Origin of the sequence: Salipiger marinus, from assembly GCF_035481585.1 — a bacterium.
In the GTDB taxonomy this organism is placed as follows: domain Bacteria; phylum Pseudomonadota; class Alphaproteobacteria; order Rhodobacterales; family Rhodobacteraceae; genus Salipiger; species Salipiger marinus.
Genome location: NZ_JAYKSL010000011.1, coordinates 79822 through 92603, shown reverse-complemented (window position 1 = coordinate 92603; position 12782 = coordinate 79822). Strand labels below are relative to the sequence as shown.

Annotated in this window: 12 protein-coding genes; 9 read left to right on the top strand and 3 right to left on the bottom strand. The window is 67.0% G+C overall.

All coding sequences use genetic code 11. From position 1 onward, the window contains the following. Positions 1 to 11 precede the first annotated feature (11 nt). From VK682_RS15585 to VK682_RS15560, 6 genes are all read left to right on the top strand, one after another. On the top strand, positions 12 to 1076 hold the full coding sequence (locus tag VK682_RS15585; protein WP_230794554.1) for a DUF6902 family protein: 1065 nt from the start codon (positions 12 to 14) through the stop codon (positions 1074 to 1076). Then, positions 1073 to 1957 carry a DMT family transporter gene (locus VK682_RS15580; RefSeq protein ID WP_230794555.1) on the top strand — a complete coding sequence of 295 codons (885 nt, stop codon included), beginning with the start codon at positions 1073 to 1075 and terminating at the stop codon, positions 1955 to 1957. The genes VK682_RS15585 and VK682_RS15580 overlap by 4 nt, the downstream gene beginning before the upstream one ends. A gap of 112 nt (positions 1958 to 2069) precedes the next feature. After that, positions 2070 to 4742: an alanine--tRNA ligase gene (gene alaS / locus VK682_RS15575; protein ID WP_230794556.1), complete on the top strand. Its 2673-nt coding sequence runs from the start codon at positions 2070 to 2072 to the stop codon at positions 4740 to 4742. Between the two features lie 3 nt (positions 4743 to 4745). Next, positions 4746 to 5030 carry a DUF1330 domain-containing protein gene (locus VK682_RS15570; RefSeq protein ID WP_089851421.1) on the top strand — a complete coding sequence of 95 codons (285 nt, stop codon included), beginning with the start codon at positions 4746 to 4748 and terminating at the stop codon, positions 5028 to 5030. Further along, positions 5030 to 5317, top strand: coding sequence for a DUF1330 domain-containing protein (locus VK682_RS15565; protein ID WP_089851419.1), 288 nt, complete (start codon positions 5030 to 5032; stop codon positions 5315 to 5317). The genes VK682_RS15570 and VK682_RS15565 overlap by 1 nt, the downstream gene beginning before the upstream one ends. Positions 5318 to 5324: 7 nt before the next feature. Beyond that, a complete protein-coding gene (locus tag VK682_RS15560) occupies positions 5325 to 5672 on the top strand; it encodes a DMT family protein (RefSeq protein WP_089851417.1) in 348 nt (115 codons plus the stop codon). A gap of 167 nt (positions 5673 to 5839) precedes the next feature. Here the strand turns inward: VK682_RS15560 and VK682_RS15555 are convergent, their stop codons facing one another. From VK682_RS15555 to VK682_RS15545, 3 genes are all read right to left on the bottom strand, one after another. Further along, positions 5840 to 6190: a cupin domain-containing protein gene (locus VK682_RS15555; RefSeq protein ID WP_089851415.1), complete on the bottom strand. Its 351-nt coding sequence runs from the start codon at positions 6188 to 6190 to the stop codon at positions 5840 to 5842. Between the two features lie 42 nt (positions 6191 to 6232). After that, complete coding sequence (gene typA / locus VK682_RS15550) at positions 6233 to 8050, bottom strand: translational GTPase TypA (RefSeq protein ID WP_230794557.1); 1818 nt, start codon at positions 8048 to 8050, stop codon at positions 6233 to 6235. 64 nt (positions 8051 to 8114) lie between these two features. Then, positions 8115 to 8444, bottom strand: coding sequence for an SMR family transporter (locus VK682_RS15545; RefSeq protein ID WP_089851411.1), 330 nt, complete (start codon positions 8442 to 8444; stop codon positions 8115 to 8117). Between the two features lie 147 nt (positions 8445 to 8591). Here VK682_RS15545 and VK682_RS15540 point away from each other — a divergent pair, with 147 nt between their 5' ends. The 3 genes from VK682_RS15540 (at position 8592) to VK682_RS15530 (ending at position 11777) form a co-directional block, all read left to right on the top strand. Beyond that, positions 8592 to 9380: a hypothetical protein gene (locus VK682_RS15540; protein ID WP_230794558.1), complete on the top strand. Its 789-nt coding sequence runs from the start codon at positions 8592 to 8594 to the stop codon at positions 9378 to 9380. Positions 9381 to 9451: 71 nt separating this feature from the next. Further along, complete coding sequence (locus VK682_RS15535; RefSeq protein ID WP_230794559.1) at positions 9452 to 10015, top strand: hypothetical protein; 564 nt, start codon at positions 9452 to 9454, stop codon at positions 10013 to 10015. Positions 10016 to 10034: 19 nt separating this feature from the next. Next, positions 10035 to 11777 (top strand): methyl-accepting chemotaxis protein, encoded by a 1743-nt coding sequence (locus VK682_RS15530; protein WP_230794560.1) that lies wholly within the window; start codon positions 10035 to 10037, stop codon positions 11775 to 11777. Positions 11778 to 12782 lie beyond the last annotated feature (1005 nt).

Below are 12782 nucleotides of genomic sequence, written 5' to 3'. Positions count from 1 at the left end.
GAGCACGGATCATGTCCAACATCGTCACCCTTCGTCCCGTCCCGCGTCTTGCCCCGATGCCGTCCCGCGCCATGGCGCTGCTGGACTGCGTGGCCCGGCACCGACGCCGCGAGGAGGATGTGTTCTGGCTGAAGGAAAACGCCGAGCTTCTGAACATCCTCGAATGCACCGGCGCGCGGCTGGACCCCGAGGCGCTGGAGGCGCATCAGGCCTTCTATGACAGTGCGGCAGAGCGGCTGGCCTTCTTTCCGCAATATTACCGCTTCCTGCTGTCGATCACGCTGGATCTGGAGGATCTGGGGCTGCCCGGCGATCAGGGGGTGCGGCTGGCCGAGGCTGCGGCGCGCTCCGATCTTGCCGGGGCGGAACTGTCGGATCTGCAGCGGATGGAGGCCTGCCGCCTGCTGGCCCGCCGGGGCGTCGCGCCAAAGCTCGCCGATCCGGGGCTGGCCGACCGGCTGCGCGACTTCTGTGCCCGGGCCCAGACCTTTGCGCTGCCCAACAAGAAGGCCGCCTATGAGCTGACCCATATCGTCTTTTACCTCAGCGAATACGGGCGCCATGATCCGCGCCTTGCACCAGAGGCGGTCACCAGCCTGCATTTTGCTGGCAACCTCGCCTTTCTGGAGCAGAATTCCGACCTGCTGTCCGAGATCTGCATCGCGCTGCGCTATGCCGGGCAGACGCCCCCCGTGCTCTGGACCGCGTGGCTGCGCCGCGAGGCGCATCTGTTCGAGGTCGAGACCGGGCCGGGCCTGTCGGTGCTGGATGACTATCACGATTACCTTGTCAGCAACTGGCATCTGGCCGTGATCGGAGAGGAGCCGTTCCGCCAGCCGCTGGCGCCCGTGCGGATGCGGTTTGGCCGCGCCGTGCAGCAGGGGACGGCGCTGCGCGAGCTTAGTCAGGCGTTGTTCGATCTGGGCGGCGGACGCACCGCCGACTGGTCGGTGATGCGGGGGCGGATCGGCGCGGCGCTGTCGCCGCAGGCGCTGGATCTGCTCGACACGCTGGCGCGGGAATCGGCGCATTTTGACGCCTTCTTCGAAGGTTTCGCCCGGGTGGCGCGCGCATGACCCCCGCACGGCACGCCACCGTCACCGGCGCGGCGCTGGTGGCGCTTTACACCGCGATGATCTCTGCCGCCGATGGCATCACCAAGCTGATCGCCGGGGGCTATGCGGCACCGCAGCTTTTTGCGCTGTCCTCGGCGCTGGTGGTGGGCATGGCGCTATGGGCGGCGCGGCGCACGGGGCAGGGGCTGGCAGTGCGCGCCCGCCGCAGCATGGCGCTGCGCGCGGGCCTGACCGTGGTGGCGGCGCTGGCCTTCTTTCAGGCCTTCCGCCTGCTGCCCTTTGCCGATGTGTTCCTGTTCATCGGGCTGATGCCGCTGCTGGCCGCAGCGCTCTCTGGCCCCCTGCTGGGCGAGCCGCTGCGCCCCATAGGCTGGCTGGCGCTGAGCCTTGGCGCGGGCGGCATCCTGTGCCTGATGCCCGGCGGGCAGGTGGGGCTTGATGCCGGGCATGGCTGGGCGCTGCTGGCCGCCACCTCCGGCACCGGATCCATGCTCGCCGCCCGGCACATCGCCCGCGCCGAACGCAAGCCGCTGGCGCAGGTGTTCTGGCCCAATCTTGCGCTGATGCTGGTGATGGGGGTGGCGCTGCCCTTTGTCTGGCAGCCGATGGCGCTGGCGGATCTGGCATGGATCGCCGCCTATGCGCTCTGCCTTTTCGGCGCGCGCTATGTCTGTGCCGAGGCGCTGCGGCTGCTGCCCGCATTCGTCGCCACACCGCTGATGAACCTGCAGTTCGTCTGGATGGTGGGCATCGGGCTTGCGGGCTTTGGCGAGCTGCCCGCGCCGGGCACGCTGCTGGGGGTGGCGCTGGTCATCGGCTCGGGCCTGTGGCTGGTGGCCGACGAGGCGCTGGCGCCCGCGCGCGACAGCCTGCGGGCCTGACTGCGGGCATGACTGCGGAATCATCGGGCAGCTTATGGACAGCCACGGGGCAGAGCGATACACCTGCGCGGACCGCTTGAGGACTGCTTGAGACTAGGCGCAAGGAAGACGCATGCCCACGCTGAACGATATCCGCTCCACCTTTCTCGATTACTTCGCCCGGCAGGGCCACGAGGTGGTGCCCTCCAGCCCGCTGGTGCCGCGCAACGACCCCACGCTGATGTTCGCCAATTCCGGCATGGTTCAGTTCAAGAACCTGTTCACCGGCGTCGAACACCGCGATTACAAGCGCGCGACCACCGCGCAGAAATGCGTGCGGGCGGGCGGCAAGCATAACGATCTGGACAATGTGGGCTACACCGCCCGGCACCACACCTTTTTCGAGATGCTGGGCAACTTCTCCTTCGGGGATTACTTCAAATCCGAAGCCATCCCCTTCGCCTGGGAACTGATCACCCGCGAGCTCGACATCCCCAAGGACCGGCTGCTGGTCACCGTCTATCACACCGATGACGAGGCGGCGGATATCTGGAAAAAGGTGGCGGGGCTCTCGGATGACCGGATCATCCGCATTCCCACCAATGACAACTTCTGGATGATGGGCCCGACCGGTCCCTGCGGCCCCTGCACCGAGATCTTCTTTGACCACGGCGACAAATACTGGGGTGGCCCTCCGGGATCGCCCGAGGAGGATGGCGACCGCTTCGTCGAGATCTGGAACCTCGTTTTCATGCAGAACGAGCAGTTCGAAGATGGCTCGATGCGCGCGCTGGACATGCAGTCCATCGACACCGGCATGGGCATCGAACGGGTGGCGGCGCTGCTGCAGGGCACCAATGACAACTATGCCACCGACCTGATCCGCGCGCTGATCGAGGCTTCGGCCAACGCCACCTCCACCGATCCGGACGGGCCGGGCAAGACCCATCACCGCGTCATCGCCGACCATCTGCGGTCGACCTCCTTCCTGATCGCGGACGGGGTGATGCCCAGCAATGACGGGCGCGGCTATGTGCTGCGCCGGATCATGCGCCGCGCCATGCGCCATGCCCATATGCTTGGGGCCAAGGATCCGGTGATGCACCAGCTGGTGCCGTCGCTGGTCCGGCAGATGGGCGCGGCCTATCCCGAACTGGTCCGCGCGCAGCCGCTGATCGAAGAAACGCTGCGGCTGGAGGAAACCCGCTTCAAGCAGACGCTGGACCGCGGGCTGAAGCTGCTGGATGACGAACTGTCGACCCTGCCCGAAGCGGCCCGGCTGCCCGGCGAGGCGGCGTTCAAGCTTTACGACACTTACGGTTTCCCGCTCGATCTGACCCAGGACGCGCTGCGCGAGCGCGGCCGCGAGGTCGATACCGCCGGCTTCGACAGCGCCATGGCCGAACAGAAGGCCAAGGCCCGCGCGGCATGGTCCGGCACCGGCGAATCCGCCGATCTGGCGATCTGGTTCGATCTGGCCGAAACCCATGGCGGCACCGATTTTCTGGGCTATGACACCGAAACCGCCGAAGGCCAGATGCTGGCACTGGTCAGGGACGGCGCCGTGGTCGACACGCTGACGGCGGGCGAAACCGGCTGGATCGTGCTGAACCAGACCCCGTTTTATGGCGAGTCGGGCGGTCAGGTCGGCGATACCGGCTGGCTGCGCCGCCTTGACGACGAGGACGATCAGGCCGAGGTCACCGACACGCAGAAGATGGCCGGGGGCCGCATCACCGCGCATCAGGTTACGGTGCGTTCCGGCACCTTCCGCCGCTCCGAGGCCGTGGCGCTGGAGGTGGATCATGCCCGCCGCGCCCGCATCCGCGCCAACCACTCCGCCACCCACCTGCTGCACGAGGCGCTGCGCCGCGCCTTGGGCCCGCATGTGGCACAGCGCGGCTCGCTCAACGCGCCCGACCGGCTGCGCTTCGATTTCTCGCATTCGAAGGCGCTGACGGCTGCGGAGATCACGCAGGTCGAAAGCGAGGTGAACGCCTTCATCCGCCAGAACAGCGCCGTCACCACCCGCATCATGACCCCCGACGATGCCCGCGCCATCGGCGCGCAGGCGCTCTTTGGCGAAAAATACGGCGACGAGGTGCGTGTGGTGTCCATGGGCCGTCTCACCGGCTCGGGCAAGGGCAGCGATGGCGCCACCTATTCGCTGGAACTCTGCGGCGGCACCCATGTCACCCAGACCGGCGAGATCGGGACATTTGCCCTGACCTCCGAATCCGCCTCCGCCTCCGGGGTCCGCCGGATCGAGGCGCTGACCGGCGAGGCCGCCATGGCCCTGCTGCGCAGCCGCGACGCGGCGCTGGCCGAGATCGAGGCGCTGGTGAAGGTGACCGGCCCCGACACGGTGGCCCGCGTCAGCACGCTGCTTGACGACCGGCGCCGTCTGGAAAACGAGATCGCGCAGCTGCGCCGCGATCTGGCCATGTCGGGTGGTGCGCAGGGCGGGGCCGAGACGCGCGACGTCGCGGGCATCACCTTCCTGCCGCAGGTCATCTCGGGGGTGCAGGGCAAGGATCTGCCGCCGCTCATCGACGAGATGAAGGCGCGGCTCGGATCCGGCGTGGTGCTGCTGATCGCCGATACCGGCGGCAAGGCCGCCGTGGCCGCAGGCGTCACCGCCGATCTGACCGACCGCATCTCCGCCGTCGATCTGGTGAAAGCCGCGGTCGAGGCGCTTGGCGGCAAGGGCGGCGGCGGTCGCCCGGATCTGGCGCAGGGCGGTGCCAAGGATACTGAGAACGCCGAGGCCGCGATTGCCGCCGCCGAAGCCCTGATCGGAGCCTGAGCCATGACCGTCTACATCATCGCCCGCATCGAAGTGACCGATCCGGAAGAATACTCGATCTATGCCGGTCAGACCATGGCGCTGGCCGAACGCTGGGGCGGGCGCTTTCTGGTGAAGGGCGGCCCGCAGACCGTGCTGGAGGGCCACGCGCCCTCCCGCCATGTCGTCATCGAATTTCCGTCGCGCCCGGCGGCGGAGCAATGGTTCAACTCGCCGGAATACCAGCGCATCCTGCCGATCGCGCAGCGCTCGTCAAACCGCGACCTCGTGATTGTGGAGGGGATCTGATGCCCGCGCTCTGGATTGCTCATGTGACCGTCAGCGATGACGAGGCCTATGGCCGCTACGCCAAGCTGGCCGGTCCCGCCATCGCCGCGCATGGCGGCGTGTTCCTTGCGCGCGGCGGCCGCTTCGTGCAGCTCGAAGGCCGCGAACGTCCGCGCAACGTGGTGGCGCGCTTCCCCAGCGTCGAGGCGGCAGAGACCTGTTACCACTCGCCCGAGTATCAGCAGGCGCTCGAACATGCCCGTGGTGCGTCGGAACGCGAACTGCTCATCGTCGAGATCAGCGACTGACCCCTCCATGACCGCAGCGCATCTGCTGCCGATCCTGCTGCTGATCGGCTCGAACCTGTTCATGACCTTCGCGTGGTACGGGCATCTGAAATACCCCACGGCCCCGCTCTGGGCCGTAGTCTTCATCAGCTGGGGCATCGCGCTGGTGGAATACTGGCTGGCGGTGCCCGCCAACCGGCTTGGTCACCACGTCTACAGCGCCGCCGAACTCAAAACGCTGCAGGAAATCATCACGCTGGTGATTTTTGCGGGCTTCTCGGCGCTCTGGCTGAAGGAACCGCTGACGCTCAATCACGCCGTGGGCTTCGGCTTCATCGCGCTCGGCGCCTTCTTCATCTTCCGCGGCCCGTTCTGACCGGGGGCGAAGCCGCCCCCGACATCAGCACAGCGCACCCACGCCGAGCCGAGCCCGGTTTCCATTGGCCCCAAATATCCCGGGGGAGTCCGCGCCAGCGGACGGGGGCAGAGCCCCCGGTTCTGCCGTCTGCCGCCAATGGACCAGCGCACCTGCCCCCTGCGACCTCACTCCAGATCGATCTGGATCCAGCGCTCCGACAGATGAATGTCGGTGCTCTCGAAGGGCGCCTCCAGCACCTCGAACCGGTGCGGGACTTCGGCGGGACCAAACAGGATGTCGCCTTCGCCCGCCTCGATCACCTCGTCGCCGATGGTGTAGCGGGCGCGGCCCCGGCGGATGATGAACAGCTCGTCATAGGGATGGACATGCAGCTTCGGCCCGCTGCCGGGCTGGTCCAGCGCCACGAACAGCACGGTGACTTCCGTGCCGAAGCGCTGGCCTTCCACGCGACCGGACCACAGCCCGGGCAGGCGGGCCCAGTCTGCAAAGCTCAGGCGTTCGGGGTGGGTGGTCATGAGGGGCTCCCGGACTTGATTCGCCCGGGAGCATAGCGCGGCTCAGGCGCTTCTGGACATGCGCTTGCGCTCATGCGGGTCAAGATACCGCTTGCGCAGACGGATCGCGTTCGGCGTGACCTCGACCAGCTCGTCGTCGTTGATATAGGCGATGGCCTCTTCCAGCGACAGCGTGATCGGGGTGGTCAGGCGCACTGCCTCGTCGGTGCCGGAGGCCCGCACGTTGGTCAGCTTCTTGCCCTTGAGCGGGTTCACTTCCAGATCGTTTTCGCGGCTGTGCTCGCCGATGATCATGCCGGTATAGACCGGCGCCTGCGCGCCAAGGAACATCCGGCCCCGGTCTTCGAGGTTCCACAGCGCATAGGCCACCGCCTCGCCATTCTCCATGGAGATCAGCACGCCTGCGCGGCGTCCCTCGATCGGGCCCTTGTGCTGGGTCCAGCCGTGGAACACCCGGTTCAGCACGCCGGTGCCGCGGGTGTCGGTCAGGAATTCGCCGTGATAGCCGATCAGCCCGCGCGACGGCACATGCGCCACGATCCGGGTCTTGCCAGCGCCTGCAGGCTTCATCTCGACCAGATCGCCCTTGCGCGGTCCGGTGATCTTTTCGATCACGGCGCCGGTGTAATCGTCATCCACGTCGATGGTGACTTCTTCCACCGGCTCCATGCGCTTGCCGTCTTCTTCCTTCATGATCACCTGCGGACGCGAGATCGACAGCTCGAAGCCCTCGCGGCGCATGTTCTCGATCAGCACGCCCATCTGCAGTTCGCCACGGCCCGACACCTCGAAAGCCTCGCCGCCGGGCGTGTCCTTGATCTTGATGGCGACGTTGGATTCCGCCTCCTTCATCAGCCGCTCGCGGATGACGCGGGACTGCACCTTCTTGCCGTCGCGGCCCGCCAGCGGGCTGTCATTGATGCCGAAGGTCACGGTGATGGTGGGCGGGTCGATGGGCTGGGCGTCCAGCGCCTCGTCCACGGCCAGCGCGCAGATGGTATCGGCCACGGTGGCCTTCGACATGCCCGCGAGCGACACGATGTCGCCTGCGCTGCCTTCCTCGATGTCCTGCTGGCCAAGGCCCCGGAAAGCCTGCACGCGGGTCACGCGGAACTGTTCGATCTTCTGGCCGATGCGCGACAGCGCCTGCACGGTCTGGCCGACCTTGACGCGGCCCGTCTCGATCCGGCCGGTCAGCAGGCGGCCCACGAAGGGGTCAGCGCCAAGCGTGGTGGCCAGCATGCGGAAATCGTCGTCCTGACGCTTGATCTGGCGCGGGGCAGGGACGTGATTGACGATCAGCGCAAACAGCGCGTTCAGATCCTTGCGCGGCCCGTCCAGCTCGGCATCGGCCCAGCCGTTGCGGCCCGAGGCATACATGTGCGGGAAATCCAGCTGGTCTTCGTCGGCGCCCAGATTGGCAAAAAGGTCGAAACATTCGTCCAGCGCGCGGTCCGGTTCGGCATCGGGCTTGTCGACCTTGTTCAGCACCACGATGGGCCGCAGGCCAAGCGCCAGCGCCTTGGAGGTCACGAACTTGGTCTGCGGCATCGGGCCTTCGGCGGCATCCACCAGCAGCACCACGCCGTCCACCATGGACAGGATGCGTTCCACCTCGCCGCCGAAATCGGCGTGGCCGGGGGTGTCGACGATGTTGATCCGGGTGCCGCGCCATTCCACCGAGGTGGGTTTGGCGAAGATGGTGATGCCGCGCTCGCGTTCCAGATCATTGCTGTCCATGGCCCGTTCAGCCACGGCCTGGTTTTCACGGAAGGCGCCGGACTGTTTCAGCAGCTCGTCCACAAGCGTCGTCTTGCCGTGGTCGACGTGGGCGATGATCGCAATATTGCGCAGGTCCATGGGAAAGCCTTATCCGGGGGATTTTGCGCGGGGGTTAGCCCTGACGGGCGTAAAAGGCCAGCCCCTAATGCGGCGCGCTGCTGGAAAAGAGCTGGATCACGAGGATTCCGGCAAGGATCAGCCCAATTCCCGCCACCGCAGGCAGATCCAGCCGCTGGCCAAACACCACAAAGCCGATGATCGAGATGAAGACGATGCCCAGCCCCGACCACATCGCATAGGCCAGCCCCACCGGCATCACCTTCAGCACCACCGACAGCAGGTAGAAGGCGGCGGCATAGGCCACGACCACGATCACCGACGGCAGCGGCCGGGTGAACTGCTGGCTGGCCTGCAGCGCGGCGGTGCCGATGGTTTCCGCCAGCACGGCCATCACAAGCGCAAGATAGGGCATCAGGGCCTCCGTCATCCTCTGGCGACAGTGGTGGCCCGCCGCGCCGCCGGGCGCAAGGGCAGAGGGCCGTCGCGGCGGCGATGGCACTGGACAAGGCGGGGGCTTTCTTTCACCCAGCCCCGGATCCCCGACCGTGGAGCAGGACAGATGGCACAACATACCGAAGAACGCATCGCGCATGGGGCACTGGTCTTTGTGGCGCCGCATCCGGTTCTGGCGGAACTGGCGCGGGATCTGGCGCGCGGCATCACCGATCCGGCGGTGATGGCGCTGCCGGTCGACATTCTGGTGGGGCTGCACCGGCTCAGACCCCGTCTGCCCGCGCGCGGACGCCGCCAGCTGGGCATCCAGACCGAACAGATCCGCGATGCCGAAGGCCGCCCCATGTGGAAAAAGGTCCGGCCCGGTCGGCTGCGCAAGCATCTGCTGGCCTGTCACCGGGTGCTGGATCTCTCGGTCTCGAATGCGCCGGTCTATGGGCTGGCAGGGCGGCTGCTGCGTCACCGGCTCGATTTCGGCCCCTATGTCTTTCCCCAGCGGATTCCCGATTTCGTGCCCGGCACGGAGGCGGTGTTCTTTGGCGCGGCCAATGACCGGCGCGCGGATCTGGTGGCCCGGCACGGCATCCGGATGCTGCCCAACGGGGTCTTCGGCGCGGCGCTGGCGGCAGAGCTTGCAGGGGCGGCGGCGGTCGTCAACCTGCATTACACCGAGGGCGTCTATACCGAGGCGCCGCGGCTTCTGGCCGCCTGTCTGGCTGGCAAGCCGGTGATGTCCGAACCGCTGGCGCCGCCGCTGGTCGCAGGCCGTCATTACCTGCCGCTGGGGCCGCTGCCGACACAGACGGATCTTGCCGCGCTGCAGGCCCGCTTTGCCACCGAGATCGCCGCGCGCCACCGCTTTGCCGAGATACTGCTTAAAATGCGTAGGGCTTAAGACAGTCGCAGGATTCTCTCCGTAAAAGGGGGGCAACGGGCCGCAGAGCCCCGCAGCCTTGGAGAGACATCATGCTGAAATACCTGACCGCCGCCCTTCTTCTGTCGACCCCGGTTCACGCGCTGGATGTGGGCGATGCGCTTGGCGTCTATCTTGACCGACAGGTGATGACCTGGGCGCAGGATCCGCTGCTGATGTCGGCGCTCGAGGCGCAGAACATCCGCCATGCCGGGATGGAGGCTGCGGCTTACACCGAACTCGACCAGCGCTGGTCCGCCGAACTGGGCCGCACGCCCGCGCCGCTGGTGGATTCGGTGCTCCAGACCCCGGCGTCGGACTTCCTGCGCGCCCGGATGGAGGAGTCGAAGGGTCTCATCACTGAGGTGTTCATGATGGATGTCCACGGGCTCAACGTCGCCTCTGCCGGGATCACCTCTGACATCTGGCAGGGCGACGAGGCGAAGTTCACCGAAACTTTCGCCAAAGGGACCGGGGCGCGGCACTTCTCTCAGATCGAATTCGACGATTCCCGCGGGGTCTATCAGACCCAGATGTCCTTCACCCTGTCCGATCCGGTCACCGGCGCCCCGATTGGCGCGATGACCGTCGGAATCAACGCCGAAATGATGCAGTAAACCGCTTTTGGGGGTATCCATGGCCAGTCAGATCAAGGCGCCACGCCTGCGCAGCCACTTGGCATCCGTGTTTTTCCGTGTCGCGCTGCTTCTGGCGGCCTCCACGCTGGCAGTCGCCGCCGTCATGGCCTGGCAGTCCTGGCGCATCGCCGATCGGGTGGCGAAGGATGGCGTGGCCGAGACCGCGCAGAAGGCGACCGAGGCCGCCGCGATCTCTCTGGTGCAGCCGCTGCGCTTCATGGATGCCCCCCGGGCGCAGCTTCTGCTGTCCGACGCGCTGCTGAGCGGCGGGGAAAACTCCGTTGCAGGGCTGGTGATCGGCGCTGACGGGGCGCCCGTGGCCGAGGGCGGAGACGTGGATCTGGACCGCGGCGTGCTGCTGGAACTGGCGGCGGCGGCGCTGGCCTCCAACAGCCGGGTGGAAGCGGAGGACGGGCATCTGATCGCGGTTCCGGTGCCGACCGCCGATCCCGCAGTGGCGGGGGGCGCGCTGGTCATGAGCTGGTCGGATGATGCCGTGATTGCCGCGATCTTCAGCCGCAAGATGCAGATGCTGGCGACGGCTGCGGTGACCTTTGCCGTGATGATGGTGCTGACAATGCTGGCCATGCGCCGCTTCGTCACCCAGCCGCTGCGGCAGGTGGATCAGGCCATGAGCCGCATCGCGGCGGGTGATTACGACACCGAGGTTCCGATGCGGACGCGGCGCGACGAATTTGGCGGCCTTGCCCGGCATCTGGCGGATCTGACGGTGGCGCTGGCCGATGGCCGCGCCGCCGCAGAAAGCCGAAGCGCCGCGCATGAGGCGCAGAACCTCGTGGTGCAGCATCTCAGCGACGGGCTGGACCGGCTGGCTGCAGGAGTGCTGAGCCGGGGTATCGACCAGCACTTTCCTGATGAATATGAAGGGCTTCGCGCCAATTACAACCGCGCGGTCAGCAGCCTGCGCGACGCGCTCAGCAATGTGCGCGCTGGCGCGATGAACATCCATTCCAGCGCCGAGGAAATGGCGCGCGCTTCCGACGATCTGTCGCATCGTACCGAAACGCAGGCCGCCACGCTGGAGGAAACCGCTGCCGCGCTGGAACAGATGCTGTCCAGCGTCCGGCAGGCGGCGGGATCCGCGCAGGAGGTGGAAAGCACCGTGCGCACAGCCTCGCAGCTGGCTGACCAGAACGGCTCGGTCATGCGCTCCGCCGTGGAAGCCATGGCCGGAATCGAGAAAAGCTCGGAACAGATCAGCGAAATCATCGGCGTCATCGACGACATCGCCTTCCAGACCAACCTCTTGGCGCTGAATGCCGGGGTCGAGGCCGCACGGGCCGGGGCCTCCGGCAAGGGTTTCGCTGTGGTGGCCTCCGAGGTGCGGGCGCTGGCACAGCGTAGTTCCGATGCGGCCCAGCAGATCAAGGCGCTGATCAGCGGCTCTGCCGAGCAGGTGAAAGACGGCGTGGAGCTTGTGGAACGCGCCGGTCAGGCTCTGTCGCAGGTGGTTGAAAAGGTGGGACAGATCTCGGGTCTGGTCAGCGGGATCGCCAATGTGTCGCAGGAACAGGCGCTGGGGCTGAACGAGATCAACCTTGGCGTCAGCAATCTGGACCGTGTCACCCAGCAGAATGCGGCAATGGTCGAAGAAAGCACCGCCGCGGTGCACATGCTGCGCAGCGATGCTGGCAAGCTCTCCGAACTGACCGAAAGTTTCGAGATCGGGGAGGAACAGGGGCAGTCCGCGCAGGCCTCCGGACTCCACCGCGCCGCCTGAGGCAAGGGCCTACCGTGACGGATGGCCGCTGTTCCGCCGCCGCGCGTTGACAGGCGCGGGGACTGCGGCGAAAACAGCCCGGACGGAACCGGTGGCACGGCTGTGAGGCAAATTCGCCATGCGTAGGATGCTGACATTCGGCATGGTCTTGGACGAAGGCTCCGGCCTTGCGAACAGGTCTTCGTTCCCACGGAACCTGGCTTCTGCCTTGCTACGATGGGAGGGGCGGAAGCTGCGCATTGCGCCCTGTTTCGCACGGCGCCGGTATGGACCGACGTCGCGGATATGGCGGAGGAACGTGGGGCGGCTTTCGCTCTGCCCTCCGCCTGTCGCTGGCCTCTGGTCCCGGAGGGGCCCCTGCGCAGCGATGAACGTCGCGGTCAGCCCGGAGTGCCGCGTGCCAGGGAAGGCGCCGGGGCACAAACCCCAGACGTCCGAAGAAAGCGGTCACCGTTGCGGAAGGGGCGCGCTGGCGAGACAGCGGGGCAGCAGGATCGGACAGCGCTGGAGCGCTTTCATCGGACCCCGCAATGCTGCGCCCGACCAGGCGCTGTCTGACGTGACGACCGGCAGGGGCTTACCCGGTGCCTTCGGGCCTGTGTCTGGGCGGGCGGCTGCGGCAAAGCCTCGACGCCGCGCCGGTCAGCACAGGCCAAGACCGGGCGCCGCCTCGGTCACCTGTTGTGGCCGCCAAAAGCCCGCCGTCTCGGTTCGGGCGGACTACGGGTCTGCAGTCTCCCCCGTCGGGGCAAATGCGGGCAGGCCGATGCTCTTGCGCCATCTCGACAGGGCGGGACTGCGCGACAAAAGACGAGCCTCTGCAAAACTGCGCAGGCTGTTGCAGAACCGCGCCTGCCTGTGCATGGATCGCGCCTTGAATGGGCAAAGGGTCGGATCCGCGGCCAAAGCGGTTGAGGCGGCAACCTGCCGCCGGACGTCTTTTCTGTTCGCAGGCACAGGCCAGATGCCCCCGATTGTGGCTCCAGCTTCCACTGCAGGCCCGTG